The organism is Brevibacillus sp. FSL K6-2834 (genome assembly GCF_038592925.1).
GTDB lineage: Bacteria > Bacillota > Bacilli > Brevibacillales > Brevibacillaceae > Brevibacillus > Brevibacillus borstelensis.
Genome location: NZ_CP151945.1, coordinates 5,167,747 through 5,191,816 on the forward strand (window position 1 = coordinate 5,167,747; position 24,070 = coordinate 5,191,816).

24 protein-coding genes are annotated in these 24,070 nt (G+C 47.6%); 6 read left to right on the top strand and 18 right to left on the bottom strand.

Features of this window, described 5'->3' with window-relative positions:
- Positions 1–11: 11 nt before the first annotated feature.
- Both NST96_RS25085 and NST96_RS25090 read right to left on the bottom strand, forming a co-directional pair.
- Positions 12–1,127 carry a GLUG motif-containing protein gene (locus NST96_RS25085; RefSeq protein WP_172920243.1) on the bottom strand — a complete coding sequence of 372 codons (1,116 nt, stop codon included), beginning with the start codon at positions 1,125–1,127 and terminating at the stop codon, positions 12–14.
- Between the two features lie 1,373 nt (positions 1,128–2,500).
- Entirely contained in the window at positions 2,501–5,350 is a 2,850-nt protein-coding gene (locus NST96_RS25090; RefSeq protein WP_342404962.1) for an immunoglobulin-like domain-containing protein, read from the bottom strand.
- Between the two features lie 820 nt (positions 5,351–6,170).
- Here NST96_RS25090 and NST96_RS25095 point away from each other — a divergent pair.
- On the top strand, positions 6,171–7,094 hold the full coding sequence (locus tag NST96_RS25095; protein WP_340701067.1) for a hypothetical protein: 924 nt from the start codon (positions 6,171–6,173) through the stop codon (positions 7,092–7,094).
- A 492-nt stretch (positions 7,095–7,586) separates the two neighbouring features.
- Here NST96_RS25095 and NST96_RS25100 read toward each other — a convergent pair whose 3' ends face one another.
- From NST96_RS25100 to NST96_RS25150, 11 genes are all read right to left on the bottom strand, one after another.
- Positions 7,587–9,494, bottom strand: coding sequence for a DUF927 domain-containing protein (locus NST96_RS25100; RefSeq protein ID WP_340701066.1), 1,908 nt, complete (start codon positions 9,492–9,494; stop codon positions 7,587–7,589).
- A gap of 73 nt (positions 9,495–9,567) precedes the next feature.
- The gene (locus NST96_RS25105; RefSeq protein WP_342404963.1) at positions 9,568–10,020 is read right to left on the bottom strand and encodes a hypothetical protein; all 453 of its coding nucleotides are present in this window, start codon (positions 10,018–10,020) and stop codon (positions 9,568–9,570) included.
- Positions 10,021–10,126: 106 nt separating this feature from the next.
- On the bottom strand, positions 10,127–10,915 hold the full coding sequence (locus NST96_RS25110) for a hypothetical protein (protein ID WP_342404964.1): 789 nt from the start codon (positions 10,913–10,915) through the stop codon (positions 10,127–10,129).
- Positions 10,916–10,943: 28 nt separating this feature from the next.
- Positions 10,944–11,432: a hypothetical protein gene (locus NST96_RS25115; protein ID WP_342404965.1), complete on the bottom strand. Its 489-nt coding sequence runs from the start codon at positions 11,430–11,432 to the stop codon at positions 10,944–10,946.
- A gap of 33 nt (positions 11,433–11,465) precedes the next feature.
- Complete coding sequence (locus NST96_RS25120; RefSeq protein ID WP_342404966.1) at positions 11,466–12,326, bottom strand: tyrosine-type recombinase/integrase; 861 nt, start codon at positions 12,324–12,326, stop codon at positions 11,466–11,468.
- Positions 12,327–12,885: 559 nt separating this feature from the next.
- The gene (locus NST96_RS25125) at positions 12,886–13,209 is read right to left on the bottom strand and encodes a DUF960 family protein (protein ID WP_342404967.1); all 324 of its coding nucleotides are present in this window, start codon (positions 13,207–13,209) and stop codon (positions 12,886–12,888) included.
- Position 13,210: 1 nt separating this feature from the next.
- On the bottom strand, positions 13,211–13,672 hold the full coding sequence (locus NST96_RS25130; RefSeq protein ID WP_342404968.1) for a JAB domain-containing protein: 462 nt from the start codon (positions 13,670–13,672) through the stop codon (positions 13,211–13,213).
- Positions 13,669–14,073 carry a hypothetical protein gene (locus NST96_RS25135; RefSeq protein ID WP_340701059.1) on the bottom strand — a complete coding sequence of 135 codons (405 nt, stop codon included), beginning with the start codon at positions 14,071–14,073 and terminating at the stop codon, positions 13,669–13,671. Before NST96_RS25135 ends, NST96_RS25130 begins: the two co-directional genes overlap by 4 nt.
- A gap of 1 nt (position 14,074) precedes the next feature.
- Positions 14,075–14,335, bottom strand: coding sequence for a hypothetical protein (locus NST96_RS25140; protein WP_221842858.1), 261 nt, complete (start codon positions 14,333–14,335; stop codon positions 14,075–14,077).
- A gap of 75 nt (positions 14,336–14,410) precedes the next feature.
- Entirely contained in the window at positions 14,411–14,569 is a 159-nt protein-coding gene (locus NST96_RS25145) for a hypothetical protein (protein ID WP_170163341.1), read from the bottom strand.
- 66 nt (positions 14,570–14,635) lie between these two features.
- Entirely contained in the window at positions 14,636–14,887 is a 252-nt protein-coding gene (locus tag NST96_RS25150; RefSeq protein WP_122902776.1) for a hypothetical protein, read from the bottom strand.
- A gap of 162 nt (positions 14,888–15,049) precedes the next feature.
- On the opposite strand from NST96_RS25150, the gene NST96_RS25155 reads away from it, so the two are divergent.
- Entirely contained in the window at positions 15,050–15,391 is a 342-nt protein-coding gene (locus NST96_RS25155) for a helix-turn-helix domain-containing protein (protein WP_340701058.1), read from the top strand.
- Between the two features lie 6 nt (positions 15,392–15,397).
- Here the strand turns inward: NST96_RS25155 and NST96_RS25160 are convergent, their stop codons facing one another.
- The 4 genes from NST96_RS25160 to NST96_RS25175 all read right to left on the bottom strand — a co-directional run bounded on the left by NST96_RS25160 (position 15,398) and on the right by NST96_RS25175 (position 17,984).
- Positions 15,398–16,273 (bottom strand): tyrosine-type recombinase/integrase, encoded by an 876-nt coding sequence (locus NST96_RS25160; RefSeq protein ID WP_122952868.1) that lies wholly within the window; start codon positions 16,271–16,273, stop codon positions 15,398–15,400.
- Between the two features lie 125 nt (positions 16,274–16,398).
- Positions 16,399–16,884: a hypothetical protein gene (locus NST96_RS25165; protein WP_340701057.1), complete on the bottom strand. Its 486-nt coding sequence runs from the start codon at positions 16,882–16,884 to the stop codon at positions 16,399–16,401.
- Positions 16,881–17,033, bottom strand: coding sequence for a hypothetical protein (locus NST96_RS25170; RefSeq protein ID WP_340701056.1), 153 nt, complete (start codon positions 17,031–17,033; stop codon positions 16,881–16,883). Before NST96_RS25170 ends, NST96_RS25165 begins: the two co-directional genes overlap by 4 nt.
- Positions 17,034–17,081: 48 nt before the next feature.
- On the bottom strand, positions 17,082–17,984 hold the full coding sequence (locus NST96_RS25175; protein ID WP_238500665.1) for an Rpn family recombination-promoting nuclease/putative transposase: 903 nt from the start codon (positions 17,982–17,984) through the stop codon (positions 17,082–17,084).
- Positions 17,985–18,384: 400 nt separating this feature from the next.
- Here NST96_RS25175 and istA (NST96_RS25180) point away from each other — a divergent pair, with 400 nt between their 5' ends.
- From istA (NST96_RS25180) to istB (NST96_RS25195), 4 genes are all read left to right on the top strand, one after another.
- On the top strand, positions 18,385–19,608 hold the full coding sequence (istA, locus tag NST96_RS25180) for an IS21 family transposase (RefSeq protein ID WP_024982953.1): 1,224 nt from the start codon (positions 18,385–18,387) through the stop codon (positions 19,606–19,608).
- Positions 19,605–20,408 (top strand): IS21-like element helper ATPase IstB, encoded by an 804-nt coding sequence (gene istB / locus NST96_RS25185; protein WP_024982952.1) that lies wholly within the window; start codon positions 19,605–19,607, stop codon positions 20,406–20,408. Before istA (NST96_RS25180) ends, istB (NST96_RS25185) begins: the two co-directional genes overlap by 4 nt.
- A 297-nt stretch (positions 20,409–20,705) precedes the next feature.
- Positions 20,706–21,947 (top strand): IS21 family transposase, encoded by a 1,242-nt coding sequence (gene istA, locus NST96_RS25190; RefSeq protein WP_024985200.1) that lies wholly within the window; start codon positions 20,706–20,708, stop codon positions 21,945–21,947.
- On the top strand, positions 21,944–22,723 hold the full coding sequence (gene istB / locus NST96_RS25195; RefSeq protein ID WP_024985201.1) for an IS21-like element helper ATPase IstB: 780 nt from the start codon (positions 21,944–21,946) through the stop codon (positions 22,721–22,723). The genes istA (NST96_RS25190) and istB (NST96_RS25195) overlap by 4 nt, the downstream gene beginning before the upstream one ends.
- 54 nt (positions 22,724–22,777) lie before the next feature.
- Here the strand turns inward: istB (NST96_RS25195) and NST96_RS25200 are convergent, their stop codons facing one another.
- Complete coding sequence (locus tag NST96_RS25200; protein WP_342404969.1) at positions 22,778–23,383, bottom strand: hypothetical protein; 606 nt, start codon at positions 23,381–23,383, stop codon at positions 22,778–22,780.
- Positions 23,384–24,070: the final 687 nt, after the last annotated feature.

A 24,070-nucleotide genomic window follows, 5' to 3' on the forward strand; every position in this document is an offset into this window, starting at 1 on the left:
TTTTCTGGTGTTTACTCCCATTGGAAAGACGGATACTCACCCATCTGCCACACGTCCGTAAAATCCCAGTCTGTAAACGATTCCTGCTCCTTCATTTGTTCAGATGCAAGCGGCGTTCCCTTGCCCGTGTCATTTTGTCCAGTCTGATCCTGATCGTAAAAAGAGTTGGTCACTGTGCCGCCGCTGTCCAGCTTGCCGACCAAGCCGCCAACTTCTTTGGCGTTGCTGTCTATGGTTCCGGCAGCATACGTTCTGGTAACCTCTTTATGATTGATTCCCACCAACCCTCCGATGACAACATCCTCTCTATACTTTCCTGCAGTGATATCGGAGCTAGCATACGCATCCGCTATCACTCCCTGATTTTCTCCCACCAATCCGCCTACAGCCATGGACTCAGTATCAATCGTTGCTTTTGCATAAGACTGTTCGATGGTTCCTTTGCTTCCATTTAGTCCGGCAAGGCCCCCAACATTATTCGATCCGCCCGTGACGTCCGTCAGTGCATACGACTGCCAAATCTCCCCGTAGTTTTCCCCGACCAGTCCGCCAAGGTGGGAAGCGTTACTTTCTACGCTGCCCTTGGCAAAGGATTGCTCAATGGTACCGGCGTTTGCACCCACAAGTCCTCCCGTTGAAACGAAGCCGTTAGTCGTTGTGTCTGCGGATGATCGGCTCAGGGTAGCCCCTGGCTCCATTCTTCCCACAAGCCCGCCTGTATACCAAGAGAAATGGTTGTCAATTCTTCCCGAACCGGAGCTGTCCGCAATCGAGCCGCGTTCCATATACCCAACCAATGTCCCGACGTTGTGGCTATCGGCTTTGATAGTTCCGGAAACGTGAGTATTTGTTATGGTTCCTCCAAGCATTTGTCCGACCAGGATGGCAACTCCGCTCTTAGTCGTACGAATGTCCGCATCTTTGAGGGTGAGGTCGCTGATTTCCGCTTTGCCCTCAATGGTTCCGAAGAGACCGAGGTTTTTCCCTTCAAAGATATACAAACCGCGGATGGTGTGCCCGTTTCCGTGAAACGTTCCGGTAAAAGGGGTCGTTTCGGTGCCGATCGGCGTCCAACCATTGCCTGTGTTGTAAGGAGCCTTGCTCAGATCGATGTCTGCATCCAACACGAAAGCGGAGTCAAGGTATTCTCTCACATGGTTCAAGTGATCGGCGGTTTTGACGACATAGGGGTCGTGGATTGTCCCCTCGCCGCTTGCAAACTTGGGATCGCTATGCTCGCCTTATATCCCCGTCGGATTGTTCTCCCCAAGGAAATTTCGAGTCGAGCCTACACCGTGCGGGCACCTTTCAGCGCACACGGCGTGCCATCAGCAGAGAGAAAAGAGGAATCACCAAAAAGGACTGTAAATACGGTTTGTATTTACAGTCCTCACGGGTACTGCGAGAAACTACAACGCCCATTGTACGTTCTCATATCCTCTTATCCGCTGACTGGGTCCCTTCGCTCCGGCCCATTTTCCCCTCCCCGCCTGTGTTGCCACTACGGGTACAGACGGCAAGCCATCATCACTACTACGAACCCGCCGCCATCTTATCAGCCTCGCCGGCGCTAACCCGCCTCTTCTGATAAGACTTCAAACGTTCCGCCTTGTCTATCCCTTCTTTTGCTGACCGTAGGTCTCCACTATACAATACGAGAAAAACAGGTTTAACAGCCCGAATTGTTCCTGTTTCGCCTGTGCGATCCCGCGCACACCGACTGTTGCCAAAACCCTAGCGCTTTTTACCTGACAACAGCTACCTCGTATTGGGTCCACATGGATTCGTCGCCTGACCATAGCCAGCTTTTAAGGAGCCCCGCAGTACTTGGCAATGAACAATGAAGAATGAAAAATGAAGAGTGAAAGGGATATGTTTCATTGTTCCTTATTCTTTATTCATTGTCTTTTTTACTTTGTACCATATTTGCTTCACGGATGTTTGCGTCGATACTGGTTCCTGATCGAATGATTTGCTTGGAAATTACGTATTCTTTTCGTTCATCCGCTAGGTATCGGTAGAGTTTTACGATCCGTATTGCAAACGCAAATGCTTTTTCGTCGACAACGCTTTTTTCAATGAATAGTTAACAAGGAATGATGAATAATTGCGGCTCTTCAAACCGTGATATTCTTCCCTGTTTCCCTTTCTTGAAATCTTACGATTTCATTTTTCATTTCATTATTCATTGTTCATTGCCTTTCCTTACGACTTCACCTGACTTCACGCCGTTGGTTGATTAGGGCCGCTGGCGTGCAGGAGGATTAGGCACGCGATAATGCAATGAATAAGGATTAGTGTATAATTGTTCATCATTCATTTTTCCTTGTTCATTGTCATTTTCCGGCTGTTATCGCGGATTGGGGTTGCACCAATCTATTTGACAAGACAGTTAGAGAAAAGCCCCCTGGACGTAGCAGGGTTGCTTTGTCTGGGGGCTTTCTCCACTTCTTTCACTCATCACTTAGGTGAGTTTATGAAGTAACGTTTCGTGATTTTATTAAGGGGTTTGTTCTTTTACAACAACAGTAAATTCTTTAGTTTCAGTTGCGGTACCCTTTTTAAGAGTAGCTGTCAATTTTACAGTTGCATCACCAGAGCCGTTAGCTGGACGAGTTACTTTACCTTCTGTACTTACAACGTCTTCTTTATCGGACGCCCAAGAAATAGTTACACCGTTTTCTCCTGTTGTTGGCAGTGTCAGATCGGAAGTAACAGCGCTTGTGTCTCCGAGATCCAGCGCATCTTTTGCAGCAGCTACTGCATCTGCGTCTGTAATTTCTCCTGGTGTTTTATCACCATTTACCAATTTATCAATCTCTGGAATTACATAGAGTGATCCTGTTCCATCCAGATCATAAGTCAATTCAACTTCAGATGGAGAGATGAGACGGTTGCCTGCTGCATCTTCCAAACGCTTATTAACGTTCAAGATATGCGGTTCACTAAATTTACCAATTATCTCATCGCTAGTATCTCCAAGGAATGTCTTCGGCAGAGTTATAGTAACTCGTGTTCCTTTCAAGCCACTATTTGTGTACTCAGCCTCTGTCGCAGTGATATTCACACCTTCTGGTAATGGCTTACCATTAATAGTGTAAATGGAAGAGCGATATGCATCGAGAGACATTTCTGTACCAAACTGGATTACAACAACATCTTCAGGTTTGATTACACCGTCTTTAAGAGCATCAATGTTGTCGATTGCTTCAGCCCAGATGATTTGAGCTTTACCTTTTTCTTGCTCCGTTGGGAGAATTGTAAGATCTTGCTTCAGTGTATCCGATGTATTTCCGATATCGTCGGAGATAGAACGGATGTATACTGTCCAATCACCTGCAGTCAGTTTATCAGGTTCAATTGGTTCAATTTCAAACTGGGTATCATCTTCAGACAAGCTGCCTTCAACTAATTTACCCAAAATGGTTGTTTTCTTGTCTTTGCTTACAAACTCAAACGTTGGTGTAGGTACCTTTTCCTGAGTTTGAGATTTTGTTGTGCCCTCAGTATTGGCTGCATCCCCATTAGCTAAAGCCATTTGGATAGGCTCACTCATAGTAATTGCAACTCTCTTTTGAGGAACATTTTTCTCAACTACTTGTTTAGCAGTGAATGTTGGCGCCGTATCATCCAGTTCCATTTCAATGACTTTTACTACATCCTGATCATATTTGGCACCAGTTCTCTTGCTCTCAATTTGATCCTTTTTGAGAGTCAGTCGTACTTTGTTATATCCAGGAGTGTAGTAGTTAATGTTGTTCTTTTCGGTATCGAGAATTACAGTCCAGTCATCTTGCAATTCGAAGTAGTAAACAGAGCCGTTCTTTTTATCCTTAGTCAGCATAACTGGGAACTGAAGGTTAACAACGTCGGTATTGTAAGCCACCCAAACAGGGTTTCCGTCTTTATCAAAACCATGTTGACGCTCAAAATTAAAGTTAGCCAGACTCAAGTCTCCGCCGCCAACTTTTTGTACTGGCTCGTCAAACTTAATCTTGAACTGCTCAGGAGATTGGAGAACGAAGTCAACGGAACCAGCTTCAGGTACAACAGGAGTGATAAATTCGAATTCCTGAGTAGTTGCAGTGTTTTGACCTGTTGTATCGGTTTTGCCCGCATAGTCGTGAATGTTATAAGCTTGAAGCAGGTTTTTTGCACCTTGCTGCTTATAGTAGTTCACGCCATTACCTTTTGTTTCTGTCAGTTTGATGGTTACAAAATGACGATTGTCAATTGCTTCTGTTGTAGCTGTAGGACGTACATAGGACTCAACATTACCGTCCTCATCCACAATGTTACCAACCTTAATAGAAACGATGTCTGCATCGGTCAAACGGTGTCCATTCAGCACCCAGTTCGATGGTTTTTCAGCAACAGCCGCACTCACTGGCTCGTTAAACTCTGCAACAAGAGTTTTATAATCTGGAGCGGTTACTTTTACAGCTTTAGGGGCATCGGAATCAACAAGGTTGAATGGATACTCACTCTTTTGCAGAAGACCTTTAATTCTCTCATCGTTAACCAAGATTGTAACTGCGGAGTTATCTTTTAGAGCTTCTTCCTCAGCTAGAACCAGTTTAATAGTCCTATCGTCAACTTTTACAATGTCCAAGACTTCTCTATCGACATCAGCATTACTAGTCAGGCCTTTGCCTCTTACGATAATTTTTGCTTCACCTTTACCGTAATCCCAGTCGGCATAAAGCTTGTTAAAATCAATTTTATCATTGAACTTCACATATACGTCGCTTGCACGATCAGACTCAGCGGAGGTGATAAATACCTTTTTATCAATATCACCGTTGCCATCTGCTGGTACATATTGGAGATTTACCGCGATGCGTTCCCCGATAAAGTCAGGATCTTCAGCCTGTGAAACGGTAGCAATAATTGTGTCGTTAACAACTATAGGTGAAGAGATAGAAGTAACTTGGACTTGCGCTACCCCTTTGTCAAAAGCCACTGCTTCTTTTGCAAACTTAGCACCTTTCAAGGATTGGAATTTAACTTCACCTTTAAAGTTTTCATCAACTACACCATCGCGCTTAACTGTAATTTTAATGATAGTATTGTCAGCGCCGTCAGCAATCAGTCTGTAATCTTCATCAGCTACATCTACAGACAGTTTCAATCCAGCAATTGTTGTATCAAAATCTTTGGTCGCTTGAGACTCTCCATGTTTAACTGTGAGAGTACCTTTTCCTTCAACTGCAGTTCCCAGTGTCAGCTTGTACTCACCTGGTACTGTGGTAGCGGCGATATTAGTTACAGCATATACTTTGCCGTTGCTGTCTGAAACAGCGAACGTACTTGGCAACGGAAGAGTTGCTGGAACATTAGCCAGTTTCACAATAACTTCAGTACCGTTAATAGCACAACCTTAAGCTGAATTATCTTATTTTTTACTATCACTAAACTCCATGTGTTTCAAGGAGTTTCAAAACCATGTAATACTATCTACAGGTAACCTATATATAATGGAAGAAACTCATTTCAACAAATAGGCTTTCTCTCTCTAATGGTAAAATGGAGGTCTACCCCTAGAAGTCCAGTAGAGCCCCTACAGTCGCACCCACAGGAGCGGTAGCCGGTGCAGTAAAACTCCATGTCGTACATGGATTCTCATGGAATCGCACCAATCGCACCGCCAATTGTACGGAAAAGATAATAACATCAAGCAAACTTGTTTATAATTTAATAATAATTTTAAATAATATTATAATTTATATTATTTTTTATGATTTTATTAAATAACGATAAATGAAAAATATATATAAGGGGCTTTGGATCTCTGAAAAGAAAGGTTCGTGAATGCCCGTTGTTTTTGTCTTGGGATATTCCTTTTTTCTCCTTGTGCCTGTCCTCTTTATTGTTCACTGGAAGGGCCTTTTTCGGGATTCCCGAACCTTTCTTTCCCTCGTTCCAATGCCTCCTAATATGAGCCTATCATTTGCAGATTTTGGTCCATGATGGGATGAGATGGTTTACGACTACTGTTGCGAACAGTGGAGTATCACCGATCCATCAAGAATTAATGAAAGCCAACGTACCCCTTACTCTTGCTGTGTATTTAATAATGTTTCCTCATTCAATACGCACTAGAAAGAATAGCTTGGTTGTGGAATAATATTCCTGGGGATAAAACCACCATCTCTACTCTGGAGGTAATTATGTATACGGTTGGATTCGTTTTTGCGATTGCTATACTTTTTCTTATGGCAAATTGGTTGAATAATGAGAGGAAAATCACAAAATTTGTTGAAAAGTGCTACCCTCCAGATATTTTTAGCAGAAAAGATATCAAACATAAAAGAACCCTCTTAAAAAGAATGAACAGAACTTTTACACTGCACTTCAATTTCATAAAACGCAAAGGAAAGGATTTCCTCCGCTGGAGTTCACCTTTCTTCACTCGCGCAGAAGGTTTCGAAGTCTACAAAGATCAAAATATTCATGATGCAGCATTGGCCAAAATCAAACAGCTTCTCCATATAAAATACAGTTTGAAAAAGGGAGTAAGTTTTTATAGTGATCGAATATCTAAATTAAGTTTTACACTAGCTTTGTTAGAAAGAGAGTCCGAATTATACGGCTACGAAGAATATTTTCCTTACATTTATCAGAAACGAATACATCACCTCCAGACATTATTAAAAATTGCTATTTCTGCAAAGAAGAACCTGGAGGATAAGATCGCCAAATGTGATGAATTTATACATACCCTTAGCTTAGAGAGAAAACCCACCTTTGTGGACTATATCATCGACTTTATTACAGCACCTATCTCGCGTGTGTTTAATATGATTGAGGGTTTCATTACAGGCGATATTAACAAGGTCTTAAAAAGTGGATCACTCCTTACGATAAGTTTAACTGGAGCGGGCCTTGTTGCAGATGCCCTCGATGTCCTTGATGCAATTGACCCATTTAACTCCTTAGACAGCATAGACTTCGTTCACGTTGATCCTCATGAAGTGAGTGGTTATTTTAGAGACGATGGGACTTACGTAGATCCGTATTGGCGTGATGGTGACCATAATCCGCTCACTACGTTAACAAAAGAAGAGGGAGGAGGATATTATAGACGAGTATAAGAATTCGTTTGTCGATTTGAACTCAACCTTCCCTTCGATGAAAGTGTTGCCACTGTCCGTATACTTCAAAAATGACGGTGCGTTTGGTGCAGTTCCACCCAACCCTTTGCCACCCAAGGGATTTTACCGCACCTCTCACCGCACCGACCAGAGCGTAGCAGGGACGCTTCGAGTCATTAAACTACCTAAGCTGGGGCCGTTTTGCACCTGTTACACCGTTTCGTTCCCATTATACCCTCAAACTGCGGTGCGTTCGGTGCAGTATCAGTTGAATGCTTACCACACAAGAGTTTTCACCGCACCAGCTAACGTACCAACAGGAGCGCTCACAGGGACGCTCGTATCCCTTCTGTCCCTTATGCTGAGACGACACTGCACCTATTGTACCTCTGCTTTTTTTGAACAAAAAAGAAAGCGATCAAAAGGGCTGTCACTCTTGCCTGGCTTCGGCACAGGATCAGCCCTATTGATCGCTTTCGTTCAATCGGTTTCCTACGCAATGTTTTCGTAGTCTTCTAGTTCTTCCTCCTCGAATTCAACGTCATCGTCAGGGTCGACCTCGTACTCCATCTCATCGTCGTACGTTTCCTCGTACAGTCCCTCTTCGCCAGCCACATCGTACAAGGCGTCCTCTTCGGAAACATCCTCTTCCGCTACCTCATCTTCGTACTCTGCCTCTTCACCGCCAGTCCCTGTATACTCCACATCCTCGTCTGCAAGGAAGGCGAGCATTTCGTCACCAAAGACTACCTCAAACGACTCGGGGGTATCTTCGTCTAGTTCCCTCACTTTGATGGCGTACAGGGGAACACGAGGCATCCCTTTTTCAAACACGCGGTTCACGTAGTTTTTTCCAACGTCGCAAACCAGGAGATCTTTTTGCTTCCAGCTTTCAATGATGGACTCCAGGTCGGTAAACTTGCCATCCGCCATGACCTTCGCAAAGTTCCCTTCCTTCGGGATGCGAATCTCCGTGACGGTATCCCCGTTCGTCAGGTACTTTCCGAGGCACTCCCCGCGCTGTACGATCCCTTTTTGGGCCCTGTCCTCGAAGAACTTGCTTTTATTCCGCATGAAGAATTCCATCAGGTAGCGGTAGGCCGTATCACCAACATCCCTGGATTCAACTGACTTCTTCTCGATGTGCAGGAGAGTTTTGGCCAGCTGTTCCAGGTCAAGTGCAAGACCTAACGCCGTTCGCACCAGCTTCCCTGTCAGCAGAACAATGGCAAATTTCCCCGCAATGCGTGCAGACAACCGATCCTTTTCCATGTATTTGAGCAGCAAGTCCTTTGCCAGCTGCCACTCTGCCACCAACTGGTCGACAGAATAATTTTCCATCAGGTACTCCACAAACTTGGGACCAGCATGGCCGTAGTTTTCCAGGACGCCACGTTCGATTCGTTCTGCATTCTCCGCCGAACTTGTCCAGTACGGTGCCACGACTTCAGTCAATCTTACACGCAGACCGGCTCGCTGATCGGTTCCATCAAACATGGACAGCTCTGAACTGGAGATGATGGTGGTATTCCACTCCCCGCGCTGACGGAGCGTTCCGTCCGCGTTGAGCGCTTGCTTTTCTTTTCCCACTACCAAGCGGTAGATGAGCGCCGTGTAGTCTTTATCTTTTTCCTGGAGCGAGGTGTCGTCGATCCCAATCGGAATCCCGAAGTTTCCTGTCAGGTTGGAAAGAATCCCCTGATCCGTTCCAAACCAAAGCTTGAGTAATCCATTATCACGTGAATCCGGCAACCCCCACGGACTTAGTCCGAGGCGTGTGGAAGTTGTTTTACCGGATGTAGTCTTCCCGACGAAGTTGAAGAACAGGGAATCGATGTGAACCTTCTTCCCGATGAGACTCACCAGTGGTGCAGTGAAGCCTACTACGAGGGCAAACTCCAACCACGGATTTCCCAGCACCTCGGCTTCAACAAGAGCAAACCACTTATCGTAGGAGCCTTTTGGCTCGATGTCGTGCTGGGAACCGACGTAGCTAGAATGCAAGCCGACTGCTTTATAATGTTTGAAGAACAGTTGGCCCTCGAACTCATCCCATCCTACCATCGAATGAACGTAGGTGCGCGGCATTGTTTCTACTTGCTCCCGCAGGTATTCGACGTAGTGTTCGACCACCTCTCCCCACGTATCGGCTCCGTAGCGGGTGAGCTTGACGAGCCCTGACTTGGTGAGATCACTGCGAAAAATCCGTCTTCTGATCGTTTTTCCGTTATCCTCAAATTCAAGGAAAATGGCGACTTCGTTGGTGTCGAGATTGGTTTGAAACGCCACCACACGAATGTCCCTGCCGATGGGCTGATCTCCTACGTACACCATGCCATCTCGTACGACAAATTTTGACTCTTGCGGCTCTTGCTTGCTTGTCATGCTTTGGTTGTTCATGTTCGTTCCTCCTCGTTTTTGGTTTGGGGAAAGGTCGCTACCCCTTTTCACACATGAGGTAGCGAGCCTCCTGTTATTCCGCAAAAAGCTGATCAATTTCCGCTTGACGTTGTTCTGCCTGCTCCAGTGCAGCTTGCTCTCGCACCTTCTGTTCGTCATCAATCGGATATACATCGGTTACGTTGACCCAGACTTTACCGTCGGGGGTGCGGTTATGCTCGATCTTCACCCGACAACGCATCCCTTTCAGCTGCTCCAGATCGACATCGTGTCCAACGTTCCCCAAAAGATTGATGACCACTTGCCCCAGTTTGCTGGTTTCGCTCAGGTACCAAATGTACTTCTGTTTCACGATATGACCATTGTCAAGTTCGTACGTGTTCTCAATGCGGTCAACGGTACGGCCCTGAGTGTACACGTTATACTCCGCAGTCACTTCTGTAATGGTGCCGTTGTAAATTCCCTCTGGGGTCAGCTGACGGAGATTTCCTCCATGTGCGGTATTCCATTTAGCAATGAGTGGCATTGTACATCTTCCTTTCTTTATTCATAGGTATTTCGGTTTCCAGGTACCGAGTTTTTGCCAAAAAAATTGGGTAGTGGGGAAGCCCCTCCCCCGTTCGGGGAAGGGATTATCTTCCCAGCAGTTGTTCCACTTCCCTCTCGTAGCCGTACCGACGGAAAAATTCGATTAACGCACACTCGAATATCTCCCGCTGGCTGATGTTCTTCTCCCGGCTGAAATCCCGCACCATCTGATCCAACAGGTTGGTCATGTGGACGGTCTTGGTGGTGAAGATGCCGGGAACGGCATACCGTGGGATTTGGCCCGTAGTGGAAGCCGGGACGAGCAGGTCAATGAGCCGATCCCGGTTTCGCTCCAGCATGTCAAGAAGCGGAAGGTATCGCTCCAGCCCTTCCCCTGTCAAACGTGGGGAAACAGGGCTCGCTCGTATCTCGTCTTCCTCGGTTGGCTTCTCGGGTAGCTCCTGTTTGCGGTCTGACTCTTCCGACAACTCGCCAGTGTACTTCACGTAGTTCTGCTTTTCGTTATCCCACACGTACCCTTTGCCTTTAATGTAGCTGGCCATCTCCCTGTGATCCGCAAAGCCGAGTCGTTTGGCTATCTCTTTGGCATCCGCTCCCTCTTTTGCAAACAGGGACAAAATCTGCCCCATCTTGGAGGAGGATGGAATAGCCTGATTCACCGCATCGTGGTACTGGGAATATGCGGGGACGTAGTTCTTTTTGCGCTCATCCCAGACAAAGTTTTTGCGGTTCATGACGGTGTGCATGGAGCGAGTATTGCTATACCCTAGCTTGGCAGCCACTTCGTCCCGGCTCATACCTTCGGTCAGCATTCGCAAGATTTCGTTGCTTCGTTCATCGTAGACCGGTTTCTTGTCAACGGGCATTGCCATTTCGTTCGCCTTCTTTCATCCTGATTTCTCAACCATGCCAGTCCCTTGAATTTTCGACGCTGATCCAGGTATACCAGTCGCTGGATTCAAGTTGCAGCAACAGACTCCGGAAAGATGTCGCTTGATGCAACCACTGCGGGTTGTCTTCTATGTCTCGAGAAAAGAACAGGATGTCACCTGCCTCGCAACTGAGCATCGCATCTGTTTTTTCTTCCAGGAACTCCTTCAGTTTTTGTTGGACGACAACCAACTGATTCCACGAAAATGGTTCATTTACACAAACCGGAAACGTGACCTCCACTTGAATGACGCCATCATCTACTTCTCTGGATACCACGCCTGGTATCGAGTGGAGCATCCCTGCAATTTCCCATCGAGCCCCCTCGTAAAATTCACCCCCGTCTTCCTCGTTCATGTCCTGAAATAGGACTTGGTGGTACCCATAAACATAGTACCGGAACCCGACATACTGTACTTTTTTAGATGGTGCGAGAACACGCTTGTTTGTTTGATTCATTGGAATTTCCTACCTTTCATTTGATGTTTTTCGCTACAACACACTGACCGCTTCTTTTAACTGGTTGGTGTTGGCGTGCGTGTACACACTGGTCACTTTGATCGAACTATGCCCGAGGAGCTTGGAAATGTTGACGATGTTCACATCCTTTTTCACCAGCTGACTGGCGAAACTGTGACGCAAAATGTGTGCAGTGACTGTCTTTTTCCAACCCAGTTTTGTGGTAGCGTCTGCCAGCACACTGTTGACATATACCGCTGAGAGCTTCCCGGTCTTCTCGGTCGCAAAAAACCGATCCGTGCCCTGTGGACGTTTCTTTTCGAGGTACGCCCGAAGTGGTGGAACAATCTTTTCTGAGAGGGGAACCACTCGGTCTTTGTTCCCTTTGCCGCCACGAACGTGAACCATCTGGCGCTCCAGGTCGACATCGTCTACCGTCAGGTTCAGGCACTCGGAGATGCGAAGTCCCGTGAAGTACAGGAACTTGACCACCAATCGAATGAGGTCGTGGTCAATGGCCTGCACTAGCTCATTGACTTCCTCTTCAGACAGGTACTGACGCTCTTTGTGCGGGAGTTTGATGTTCTCCAGCGACAGCGCGATGTTTCGAACGACCAGTTCCTTCTTGTAGCAGTAGTTGTAGAAGGAGCGCAGCGTGTACAGGTTTCGGCTGCGGCTGGCCGGAGCGTACCCCTTCTCTTCTTTCAGCCAGCTGAGGTACGCTTCCAGATCGGCCAACTGGATGTCCTCCAGGTACGGTGGGCAGTTGTAGCGCTCTTCCAGAAAGCGGTGAAGTTGTGTCAGGTCTTTCTGGTACCCTGATCTCGTTTCCTCGCTCCGGTCGATCGCCGAGAGGTACTGGTCGAACTGTTGGATGGCTTGTGACAGCAGCATCCGTTTTCACTCCTTTCATGTGAAGTTGTCAAAGAGCAGAGATGGCTTCTCCATAAAACAAAGTAAACCAATGTTTTTACTTTGTTTTATGGAGGTGTCGGGTACTCCCTTGCCTGTTTGGTGTCACAAGCAAGGGATGGAGGAGTACCTGACTTTCACCCGAATGACATTCTGCATTAACTTTTTATTCATCGTTTATGCATCGTGTCATCCGGTGTGTTTCGAATATATCCCATTAAAATCAATAGGTCAACACTAGAAAAATCACCATGATATGCACGAGTTGCATTTTTATGCATTTCAATCGGTTTTATATACGATGTTTTTGGTTTCACACCCAATCTCGAGTTTAAAACCTATGCATCCCTTTTTCCCTTGGAAAACGAGCATGAAAGGTTTATTTTCTCAATTAGACAAGATGATTCTCAATTAGATGTGAATGTTTGAACAATTTGTGACAAATCAAATTTTCATTTTTTGCTCTTCCCCAAAAGCAGAATTACTTCCGCAATCAAGACAACAATTTGAGCTATGGTTGCTGGCTTCACCTCATCACCTCCTAGTACTCGTTCGGGAACAACATGGTGCAGTACTCACCGGAGTCGATGACCCAAAGCGTGATTCCGTCTATCGGTTTGGAAACGTCCAGGTAGAACGTTTCCTCATGTGGTGGCTGCTCCTGACAGTTCCGTACAACCTGCAAGGGCTCTCCATCTACGTGTTCGACGGTTAACTCAAACAACTGGAGGAAGTCGAGGGTGTCCCCCCTTTGTTTTCGCTTGTCCAGGATGCTCCACAGGGCCAGTTGAATGTCCAGCGGCACTCGCTCGCTGACTCCTCTTGTCGCGTACTTGTCGGACGAAAATCTTTCGTTTGTTGTCATGTTACATCAGTCCCCCTTCTTTGAGGCTGGTGTAGGCTCCCTCGGTACCCACAATGACGTGATCCAGCAGAGTGATGCCTAGCAACTCTCCGGCCTCTTGCAGTTTCCTCGTCACCTGTATGTCCTCCTGGCTTGCTGTGGGATCTCCACTGGGATGGTTGTGTGCGACAATGACCGACGCGGCGTTGGAGAGGATGGCGACCTTGAACACTTCTCTTGGATGGACAATGCTTGCGTCCAGGGAGCCGATCGACACAGTGTGCAGCGCAGTCGGCTCGTTTTTGGTGTTCAGACAAAGCAAAAAGAACTGCTCCCGATCCGTTTCTTGCAGAAACGTCTGGAACAGTTCTACGACATCCCTTGCCATCCTAATGCGGCGCTGCGGGTACAGGAGGCTTGCTTCCCGTACCATTTTGACTCGGACGATGTTGACTCGTTTGGCGACTTCTTTGGATTGACTCATTCTACATGCTCCTCCAACCGGTTTTGGATTTCGTTGTCGTCAGAGATTGCTTTTGCCGGGACGTAGAAGGCCATCCCGTACTCGTTGGTGTAGATCACGACCACCTTGTACCAGCACTCACCGTTTCGTTCCACTTTCTCGACAAACTCCGGCAGGCTGCCGAGAAGTCCCCCGTCCTCTCTGCTTAGGCCGACCACGCTCAGATCCCGCAGGTTGTCTCCCTTCTCCAGCACAACCATGAAGCCGTAGTGATCCAGCGCAAACTCTTCGTCCAGACCGTCGAAGTCGAACGCTTCTTTCAGTCCCAAAAACTCTTCCTCCAGGTACGACAGAAAAGTTGGAGAAAACACTTTGGCTTCCTTTAAGCAGCGTACATCTGCCAAGGTTTTGATCGTTCTCATGCTACACGTCCCCTTTCCGTTTCATCTGGTGTGCGAGCAGTGCCTTTTGGATTTTGATGGTGAGCCATTCTCCCCTCAGTCGCTGTTCGACTTCGTGAATGATCTTGAGAATCTCGGTGTAGGTGTCTTGATTCTGTGCCTCTCCGGTGTGGTAGAGATTGTCCAGCAGCAGCGTGACACAATGTTCGCATGTCTGGATGCCGAACACGACTCTGTCTTCTTCCCCTACCAACTGCTCGTACTGTTCCGCTGGTGTCTGCATGTGTGCCCTCCTCGTTTACTGGCTACAAAATGAGAAAAGGCATCCCACCGTCCCTGTTACGGGCGGCAGAATGCCTTACTGACGCAAAAGATGGTTATTCTTTTCCTGTACCGTTGCAGGCCGGGCAGGTATGTACACCTGAGCCGCCGCACGCGTAACAATCGTCATCGGCGGCGTGTTTTCCAACTCCGCCGGTGCAATCGCAAAGAACTTTCTTCTTGCCTCCGCATTCACTGCAAAGCGCCATCTTTTTCACCCCCTTTCCGGTACGATCTTCTATCTCATCACCTGCAGGGGTACCTAAATTGAGGTGACATCCTGTTCCCTTGATTCGCGCGGCTTTCTTCGGAACAGGCGAAAGATTGCTCCAATCAAACGAAACGGCAATGTTACGACCCAGAACGCCACTTTGATGATGTTCCACAGAAGTTTGAACACCCCGAGCAGGAAGGAAAAGATGAGCTCCAGCCATCCCCTTACAATGAGCCAGGCAAAAGAGAGAAAGCCGAGTGCCAGTAGAATGATGATGCCGTAGAAAAGAATTGCGTCCATGTTTCTTGCCTCCGTTTTTGCTAGATTGGGTTACCACTACACACTATTGATTGGAAAACTTCATTAATTATTATCTTTTGGTGTTATCTTTCTGTCAATTCACATTTATAGCTTGTGTTCCCTTTTCTTTTCCTCCCGTAAGCTTGTCTTGAGGTGGTTTCCATGACCGAGTTGGTCAAGCGATTAGGCAATCGAATCCGCTTTCTCCGAAAAGAGAAGGGGATGAGCCAGGAGCAATTAGGCGAATTGTCCGGTTTACATACGAACTACGTGGGGCAAGTAGAGCGAGGGGAAAAGAACGTCACGGTGGAGAGCCTGGAGAAGATCTGCCGAGGTCTTAGCGTTTCGATGGAAGATCTGTTCCGTCACATTGACCCTTCCCCACAACCAGACGAGCTACGTCAACTAGTTGATCTCTTGACGGAGCGCTCCAAGCACGATCGCGCTTTGGCCCTGAAACTTTTGAAGGCCGTGTTCGAGTGGGAGCACGAGAAGTACCAGTAGCCAACATTAGAGGAGGTTGACCGCTAGCTCTTTTTCCTGCTTGCTGGTGTTGATGTAAAAAGATGCGGTTGTTTGGATGTGGGCATGGCCTGCGAGTTTGGAAACCGTTGTCAGCGGGACTCCCTTCTTTAGCAATCGGGAGCAGAACGTGTGCCGGAACTTATGCGGGTACATCTTGAAGCCGAGTTGCTTCTCTAGTCCTTCCAGCATGGTGTTGACCGCGTCCTTGTGCAGTTTGGGCGCACGCTGGCTGAGTAGCAGGTAGGGACTGTCCTTGTACTTGTTCTCCTGCCGTTCTGTCCGGACATACTCCCGGATGAGTTCCGCTAGGTCAGGCCGAAGCGGAATCTCACGGTACTTCCCTCCCTTGCCTGTGACCCTGAGCGTGTTGGTCAGGTAGTCGATGTCTGCCAACTGAATTCCGCACAGCTCGCTGACCCGTACTCCCGTGTAGAGCAGCATCCAAACAATGAGGTGGTTTCGCAGGCTGACCTTGCTCCTGTCCTGGACAAAGAAGAGGAGTTGGTTTACTTCCTGCTCGGTGAACACGTCCACTTCCCCTTCACTGCCAGTGGCCACCTTGACCCGATCCCGCTGCAGGGTGACGACCTGTTCCGTCAAGATGCCTTTTTCGATTAGGTAGAGGTTGTACGCCTGAAGTGAGTTGATCTTCTTGTTGATCGTCGCAACGGCGTACTTGTTTTCGACGAGATGGTTTTTGTAGCTGACCACGTAGAAGCGTTTCAGGTCAGTCTCGCTTTCCACGCCCATCTGCCGCAGGTACTCGCAGAATCCTCTCACGTCCCCCACGTAGGACTCTATCGTTTTCGGCGCAATGCCGTTTTCCAGAAGGTACTGCTCAAACTGCGTGATCTCGTCCACGTTTCCTTCCTCCCTTCCAAACACAACACAAAAAGGCCCTACATCCGCTCAGGGACGTAGGGCTGTGGGTTGCATCACTTTTTCGTTTTTGCTCGCGTACAAAGCGTTCTGCGCGGGATTTCGGGCTACTCTTTGCTGCCGTACCCGTAGTGTTTCATCAAGTACAGCCTGACCGCCGTGTTAACCAAGTTGCTGATCCGGTCGATCTCTCCCGACTCGTACAGCTGCTGTACCTTGTCGTACACGCCATTCTCCAGGTACGTTGTGACCCTTCTGTACCGTTTCTCGAACGGGGCTTGTCTTTTCGGGATTTTCATCGAAGACAGCTGCTGTGACGGTGGCTGTACAGTTTCCGCTTTGAAAGCTTTGTCTGTGCCTTCTGCCTTGTTTGTTTGCCGTGGTTTTACTCTCAACGGCTTGGCCTGTTGACCTTCCAGCGGTTTCGGTGCATGGTTCCCCCTTTCCTGGATTTTTTGTTCCGCTGCCTTGAGAGGTACTACATTTCCTCTCTCTGTGGAAGCTCCCTGCTGTTGGTTTTCGGCTGCTTGTGCGGCTTTTTTCGCTTCCTGCTGGGCAAGTACTCTAGCAAGGATTGATTTCGTGTCGTTCATCTCGTCCACTCCTGCTCTGATGTTTTGGTTTCGTCAACGCCTACGTATACGTGTGCGTTGATGTTGACGTCTATGTAATTGTTTTGAAAATGGTGGAGCGGACGGTAGTCGGATTTTCTGCCTCCTTTCGGACTGAGGACTCGTTTCATACAAAAGAGAAAACCCCTCGTCAGATCAGGACAAGGGGCAAGGTACGTTTAGTGAAGTTGCTTTTTCAGTTGTTCGATTTCTTCTGCCGACAATCCCGTTGCTTTTGCAATCACTTCCACAGACATGTCCATCGCTAACAGGTTTTTCGCTACTTCCATTGCTTTTTGACGTTCTCCTTCAGCCAAGCCTTCTTCTCTGGCCTTCTGCTGCCGAATCTCCGCTTCCCTTACAGCCGCCATCTCGTCCAGAATCGCCTTCCGACGAGACTCGTACTCGACCCACTTCTTCTCGTCACGGCTCAGGTCTTCCCATTCGTCAAACGCCCGTTTCATCACCGGATCTCGCATCGCTATCGCCTCCAATTCCTTGCGAATTTCTTCGTGATCGTCCGCCTCCAGCAGCAGCAACCATCTCTCCAGCTCATTGTCATGCGGATTGACCGCACGCTGTTCCCACTTGTCCATCAGCTTCGGGATCTCCATGAAGTGAATCTCCATCACATCTGTCAGCGGAAACTGCTCCTGATCCTCGTACAGGTGGAATGTGGTGTGGAACCGCTCAGTTTCCCGCAGAAAGCGAAAATTGAGGATGTTGATCGTGATCGTCTTCGCCAGTTCCGTGTACGGCATTCCTTTTTGCATTTGGGCCGAGTAGATGCGTGACCAGTAGTACAGGGTACGCTTCTCCATGTCGAACTTGTTCGCCAGCTGAATCTCGATGTTGACGTGCTCCCCCTGCTCTGTCTTGGCGTGGATATCCAGCACGGATGCCTTATCCTCGATATGTTCCCGATTGATTTCCGGATTGAGGATTTCCACCGAAGAGAGCCGCTTTTCCTTCGGCAATTGGAGCGCGGCATTCAGAAAGGCAAGGAGAATCGGTTCGTTTCCCTCTTTGCCAAACACCTGCTTGAACGCGAAGTCGATCTTCAAGTCCATTAGTTTGGTCACGTCATCACTCTCCCTTCTCCGTCCGTTGTCTGTACTACCATTATACCACTGGAATGCGTGTTCGACACTCCTACTGGAACCTCCTTTCTATCCGAGATCAAGGGAATAATATATGTTTGATTTTACGGTCATTACGGCTGGGATGGCGTGAAGAAAAAAGTGAGGGGAAAGGGAAAACGTGGGCGGGGAAGAGGGCTTCTGACTGCAGTTTTTATATTATGCAGGATGTTCAGTTATTTATATTGATATGATGTTATTTGAAAGTACGTAGTGGCAATCCCTCAGGAAGTGTCACCGCCGGGTTAAAATTGACCCAGGTTCGCCGGAATGAAAATGACCCACCCCTGTAGAATACCTCTCTCTGAAATTACCGACCAAAGTAGCTTCAGAGGGGAGACATATGCTAAGGAGTGGGACTGTGATCAGATTACACGAACTTCAAGTGAGCGGCAAGAGTATCCGCGAAATCACAAGGGAAACGGGTCATTCCCGTAATACCATACGAAAATACCTCCGCGCAGAAGGAATTCCGGAACCTCGTCCGCGTAAGAAGAGAGTCTCAAAACTCGATCCGTTCAAAGCCTTGCTGGATCTATACCTCGAAAAGGGAATTTTCAATTGTGAAGTGCTGCTGCGTCTCTTGAAAGAGCGAGGTTACACGGGGGGCATTACGATCATCAAGGACTATGTGAAGCCCCGTCGACCTCCAAAACAGGCACCTGCGGTGCAACGCTATGAGACAAAAGCCGGACACCAAGCCCAAGTGGACTGGAAGATTTGCGAGTACATCGATTTAAACGGTGAAGTGCGTAAAATCCCCGTTTTTACGATGGTGTTGGGTTACTCCCGAGCGATGTACATCGAATTTACAAAGCGCTGTGACATCCACAGTTTCTTACGCTGCTTGATGAACGGTTTGGAATACTTCGGCGGTGTTCCAAAGACCATGCTAACCGACCAAATGAAGACCGTTATTCTTGGCATGGGCGATGATCGAAAGCCGAGATGGCATCCGTTGTTTGAAGATTTTGCTGCGGCTATCGGCTTGATCCCCAAAGTTTGCCGCGTACGACGTCCCCAAACGAAAGGAAAGGTCGAGAGAAGCGTTCAGTTCATCGAGCAGAACTTCATGCCAGGGCGATCATTCACCGATCTTGGTGACCTAAATCGCCAAGCCAGACACTGGTGCGATGAGCAAAACCGTCGTATCCACGGTACAACTGGGGAAAGACCGATCGATCGCTTGGCACAAGAGAAGCTCGGTATGCTTCCGTCTCCGGAACGATGGGCAAAGTACCGGTTTGAACCGAGGAAAGTAAGCCGTGACGGATTTGTGAGCTACGACGGCGTTCGTTATGGCGTTCCATGGCGGTATAGCGGACGTGAAGTAAAGGTACGAGAGGTAAACAGATTCGTCGAAATATACTGCGAGAAGCAGCTCATCGCCCGGCACGAGAAGCAGTACCAATCCCGAAGGCTAGTGATGTGTGAGGACCAATACACGAATTTGAGTACAGCTCAGGGATATGCTTATCCAAAGCCGCAAGGCGTTCAGATTCCTGTACAAGACGTGGAAGTGCGTCCGTTGGACGTGTATGAACGTCTTGTGGAGGTGGGCGCATGATTGAGCTCGAACAAGCCCGCCAGCGTCTGGAGGAACTTGGTTTGGGTCAAGCCGCCCAATCGCTTGATGCCAAGCTGGAAGCTGCCAGCCGGAGCCAAAGCACGTATCTCTCTTTCCTCAATGATCTACTGGACGCTGAGATTCAGGATCGCCAGCGCCGAAATGTAGAGGTCCGCATGAAGCTGTCTCACCTCCCTTATCGGCGTACGCTCAACGAATTCGACTTCTCGTTTCAACCGGGGATTGATGAACGACTGATTCGTGAACTGGCTGCGCTGACGTTCGTTGGGAGGCAAGAAAACGTGTTGTTTCTCGGGCCTCCCGGCGTGGGGAAAACGCATTTAGCCGTTGCTATCGCTATGGAGGCCATTGGACAAGGATTGCCTGTGTATTTCGTCTCTCTCGCGCAGCTCGTGGGCGATTTACGAAAAGCTTATGAAGAGAATCGCCTGGACAAACGAATGAGGGTATATCTCAGGCCACGCATCCTCATCGTGGACGAGGTGGGCTACCTCCCCCTCGATCCGCTCGCTGCAAACCTGTTTTTTCAGTTGGTTTGTGCACGCTACGAGAAAGGAAGCATGATTCTGACTAGCAACAAGAGCTTTGGCGAATGGGGCGAACTCATGGGCGATCCCGTTCTTGCTACAGCTGTTCTCGACCGCTTATTGCATCACTCCCACGTCGTGAACATCCGGGGGAACAGCTACCGGCTCAAAGAAAAACTAAAAACCGGAATCTATTCGACACCAGGCGCACAGGTGGGTCAAAATTATACCGGCGCTCGTGGGTCAAATTAATTCCGGCGTTGACAGGAAGAGTTATGCAGCGAGTTTTCTTAGTGTTTTGCAGCTAGTCCAGGCAAAAGAAAGAGCCTGCCTCCTTTTCGAGGCAAGCTCTTTTTCTAACATCTTTGAACACAGCAGAAGTGTTTGCCCTATTAATGAACAACACCTGTCGCTTTGCTGGTTACATCACCAGACAAATCCTTCACTTGATTCGAAACAAAATGTGAACGGCACTGTTAAAATCCTCAATAACGGCACTTGAAAATTCCCCACTTTCGGCAGAAAATCTCTCCCTGGAGGAGAGAAAATATGCTTAAGAATGGGGAGTTTTACTTGATCAAAGACATGAGACAAAGAGGAATGAATATCACACAAATTGCTGATTCATTAGGGAGGGATCGAAAAACAATTCGTAAGTGGCTGAAAAAGGATGAGCCTTCGAAATACCAACGATCTGTTAAAAAAACAAGCATTCTCGATCCATTTAAACCCTATATCAAAGCGAGAATGGAAGAAGGCTGCTTCAATGCTGTCGTTTTGTTTGATGAGATCAAAGCCCAAGGTTATCCAGGGCAAATTCGGCTCCTTCGCTCATTCATGGAACCATTGCGCCCGGTTGTTAAGACCAAGGCAACGCTCCGTTATGAAACGGCACCCGGAAAGCAAGCGCAAGTAGACTGGGGACATTTTAAGGTAGAGTGGAATGGTGGATATAAACGGCTGTACGCCTTTGTCATGGTTTTGGGATACTCGAGAATGTTGTATGTGGAATTTACAGAGAATGAACGGCTTGATACCCTCATCGGCTGCCACTTGCGTGCCATGCAATACTTTGGCGGCAGACCGGAAACATGCTTGTATGACAATATGAAAACCGTCATTGTCGGTTACGACGATCAAGGGCATGTATTGTGGAATGAACGATTTTCCCAGTTTGCAAGCCATCACGGTCTTACGCTGCGACGCTGCGCTCCCTACCGTGCACGAACAAAAGGGAAAGTGGAAAATGGAGTAGGATATGTTCGCAAGAACTTTTGGCCTCGGGTGCAGACGTTTACCAGCCTTCGTGACTTGAATCAGCAAGTACGTCATTGGTTGGATACGGTGGCTAATGTACGGGTACACGGCACCACGCATGAAAAACCAGTAGATCGATGGAAACACGAACAGTTGAAGCCACTTAACCCGATCCCATTCGAAGAGGTAGAACGCCATACTCGAAGAGTATCGAATGATTCACTCGTTTCTTACGGAGGAAGCCGGTATTCAGTCCCCTATGTTTATGTAGGTCATACGGTAGAAGTACAAGATCTCCAGAATGGCCATATCCGGATCTATCAGGGCAACATGATCATCGCTGAACATCCTAAAGCTACTCGTACCAAGCAAGTCATAACCAATAAAAAACACTTCGAGGGGATTCAAAACCAAATTGGCGCGAAGGCTCCCCAACCTATGCCGCGTTTGGTTCCCAATCCAAGCCCCGAAGTGGTGGAACGTGATTTGTCTGTCTATGAGCAGTTTGCTGACGAGGAGGTAATCGTACAATGATACTCCAGGCCCGTTTAGAAGAAGCCTTTGTACAGATGGGATGGGTACGAATCCCGGAAATTATTCACCACCACGCAGAAGAAGCTGCTGCTCAGAATATATCGTATTTGGAGTTCTTGGACAAGCTTTTGCAAGAAGAAATCATGGCCAAGAGGGATCGGTTTATCCGCATGAAAACGCGATTGGCTCATTTACCCTACCATAAAACGTTGGAGCAATTCGATTTCAGTTTCCAGCCCTCCATTGATGAAAGACGGATTCGTGATTTGGCAACCCTCCGGTTTGTACAACAACAAGAGAATCTCATTTTACTTGGTCCGCCAGGGGTCGGCAAGACTCACTTGTCTGTTGCTTTGGCTCTCGAAGCTATCAAACAAGGGTTGACGGTTTACTTTACAACTGCTCATGATTTGGTTCAGACGCTCCAGATTGCTCATCAAAACAATAGCATCAAACAAAAAATGCGAGCATTTATAAAACCGAATGTACTCATCATTGATGAAATTGGATATCGCAAAATGGATGAAACCGCAGCTCACTTTTTCTTTCAAATTGTATCAGAACGTTATGAATCCGGCTCAATTATCCTTACTTCGAACAAATCCTATGGTTCGTGGGGAGAGATATTTGGGGATACAGTACTTGCTACAGCCATCCTTGATCGATTATTGCATCACTCCCACACGATCAACATTAAAGGGGAAAGTTATCGCATAAAGGAGAAGAAAAAAGCAGGTTTCTTTCGACCCGAGTCAACCGAAGATAAAACAGAATAAACGGAATTTTGGTCGCCACCCGCCCCCCTCAGAGGGGGCATCATTCAGACAAACCTATTGCCTATAATGGGGAAAATTCGAGTGCAGATAATGGGGAATTTTCATTTGCAGTTGACAAAAAGTCATTTCCAATTCGAAATAGCCTTGACCAAGAGCTCTCGGTTCAGTCTCAAGATATAATATTGGACGATTACGATTGGAGAGATCCCATCTTATGGACTTAACCTTGATCGTGTCTGTCGTATCATTTACAGGATAGTAAAAATCTACACGTGAATTTACAATCAGATCCACAATGTTGTTTATAGCTGTGGTCTCATCATCTAAAGGCTCGTCAAACGTAACTTCTAACTCTGTAAACCATTCATGCCCAGGATCGGTTATTGTTGCCTTAGCAGGTGTTGAGTTCGTAACTGTAACGATAAACGTCTGAGAAACGGTACCGCCCTTTTGATCATCTGCCGTCAGCGTTATATTTACGATCCCAGCAGCTACCGGTGTTATGGCCAGGTCTGTTCCCTGGATGTATACTGTTACGACAGATGAATCACCCGAAGCAGCTGTCAACTTAAGCTGATCAGCGTCATCATCACGAAAAGCGTGACTGGCGTCTATGGTGAATACTCCATTAACTACTGACGCAAGCTGAGCTGGGATCAAATCTTGAACGGTTGGTGCATGGTTGCTATTCTCGACTTATAACCTTCTATTTTAGAGGGCTTTCGATTCGAGCCTACACCGTGCAAGCGACTTTCATCGCACACGGCGTTCCATCAACGAATTAAGAAGGAACCATATAAAGAAAAAACAAAGAGGATTGCAGAAACAATCGCTCTGCAATCCTACTTTGTTGTTCTTCATTTGTAGACTTGAGAAACTACAATGCCCATTGTAAGTTCTCTTATCCTTCTTATCCGCTGACTGGGTTCCTTCGCTCCGGCCAGTTTTCTCCTCCCCGCCTGTGTTGCCACTACGGGTACAAACGGCAAGCCATCTACACTATTACGAACCCGCTGCCATCTTATCAGCCTCACTGGTGCTATCCCACCTCTTCTGATAAGACTTCAAACGTTCCACCTTGTCTATCCCTATTTTTGCTGACCGTAGGTCCCCACTATACAATCCGAGAAAAACAAGTTTAACAGCCTGAATTGTTCCTGCTTCGTCTGTACGATCTCGCGTACATCGACTGTTGCCAAACCCCTAGCGCTTATTTACCTGGCAACAGCTATCTCGTATTGGGTCACCATGGATTCGTCTCCTGACCATAGCCAGCTTTTAAGGAGCCCCGCCTTGCTTCTGGCAAGTACGACTTCACCTGACTTCACGAGAGCAGCTGGTATAGGA

Coding starts and splice junctions, on each gene's coding strand:
- NST96_RS25095 (WP_340701067.1), top strand. CDS start 6,171: ATGTATACGGTTGGATTCGTTTTTGCGATTGCTATACTTTTTCTTATG.
- NST96_RS25100 (WP_340701066.1), bottom strand. CDS start 9,494: ATGAACAACCAAAGCATGACAAGCAAGCAAGAGCCGCAAGAGTCAAAA.
- NST96_RS25105 (WP_342404963.1), bottom strand. CDS start 10,020: ATGCCACTCATTGCTAAATGGAATACCGCACATGGAGGAAATCTCCGT.
- NST96_RS25110 (WP_342404964.1), bottom strand. CDS start 10,915: ATGGCAATGCCCGTTGACAAGAAACCGGTCTACGATGAACGAAGCAAC.
- NST96_RS25115 (WP_342404965.1), bottom strand. CDS start 11,432: ATGAATCAAACAAACAAGCGTGTTCTCGCACCATCTAAAAAAGTACAG.
- NST96_RS25120 (WP_342404966.1), bottom strand. CDS start 12,326: ATGCTGCTGTCACAAGCCATCCAACAGTTCGACCAGTACCTCTCGGCG.
- NST96_RS25125 (WP_342404967.1), bottom strand. CDS start 13,209: ATGACAACAAACGAAAGATTTTCGTCCGACAAGTACGCGACAAGAGGA.
- NST96_RS25130 (WP_342404968.1), bottom strand. CDS start 13,672: ATGAGTCAATCCAAAGAAGTCGCCAAACGAGTCAACATCGTCCGAGTC.
- NST96_RS25135 (WP_340701059.1), bottom strand. CDS start 14,073: ATGAGAACGATCAAAACCTTGGCAGATGTACGCTGCTTAAAGGAAGCC.
- NST96_RS25140 (WP_221842858.1), bottom strand. CDS start 14,335: ATGCAGACACCAGCGGAACAGTACGAGCAGTTGGTAGGGGAAGAAGAC.
- NST96_RS25150 (WP_122902776.1), bottom strand. CDS start 14,887: ATGGACGCAATTCTTTTCTACGGCATCATCATTCTACTGGCACTCGGC.
- NST96_RS25155 (WP_340701058.1), top strand. CDS start 15,050: ATGACCGAGTTGGTCAAGCGATTAGGCAATCGAATCCGCTTTCTCCGA.
- NST96_RS25165 (WP_340701057.1), bottom strand. CDS start 16,884: ATGAACGACACGAAATCAATCCTTGCTAGAGTACTTGCCCAGCAGGAA.
- NST96_RS25170 (WP_340701056.1), bottom strand. CDS start 17,033: ATGAAACGAGTCCTCAGTCCGAAAGGAGGCAGAAAATCCGACTACCGT.
- istA (WP_024982953.1), top strand. CDS start 18,385: ATGCTAAGGAGTGGGACTGTGATCAGATTACACGAACTTCAAGTGAGC.
- istB (WP_024982952.1), top strand. CDS start 19,605: ATGATTGAGCTCGAACAAGCCCGCCAGCGTCTGGAGGAACTTGGTTTG.
- istA (WP_024985200.1), top strand. CDS start 20,706: ATGCTTAAGAATGGGGAGTTTTACTTGATCAAAGACATGAGACAAAGA.
- istB (WP_024985201.1), top strand. CDS start 21,944: ATGATACTCCAGGCCCGTTTAGAAGAAGCCTTTGTACAGATGGGATGG.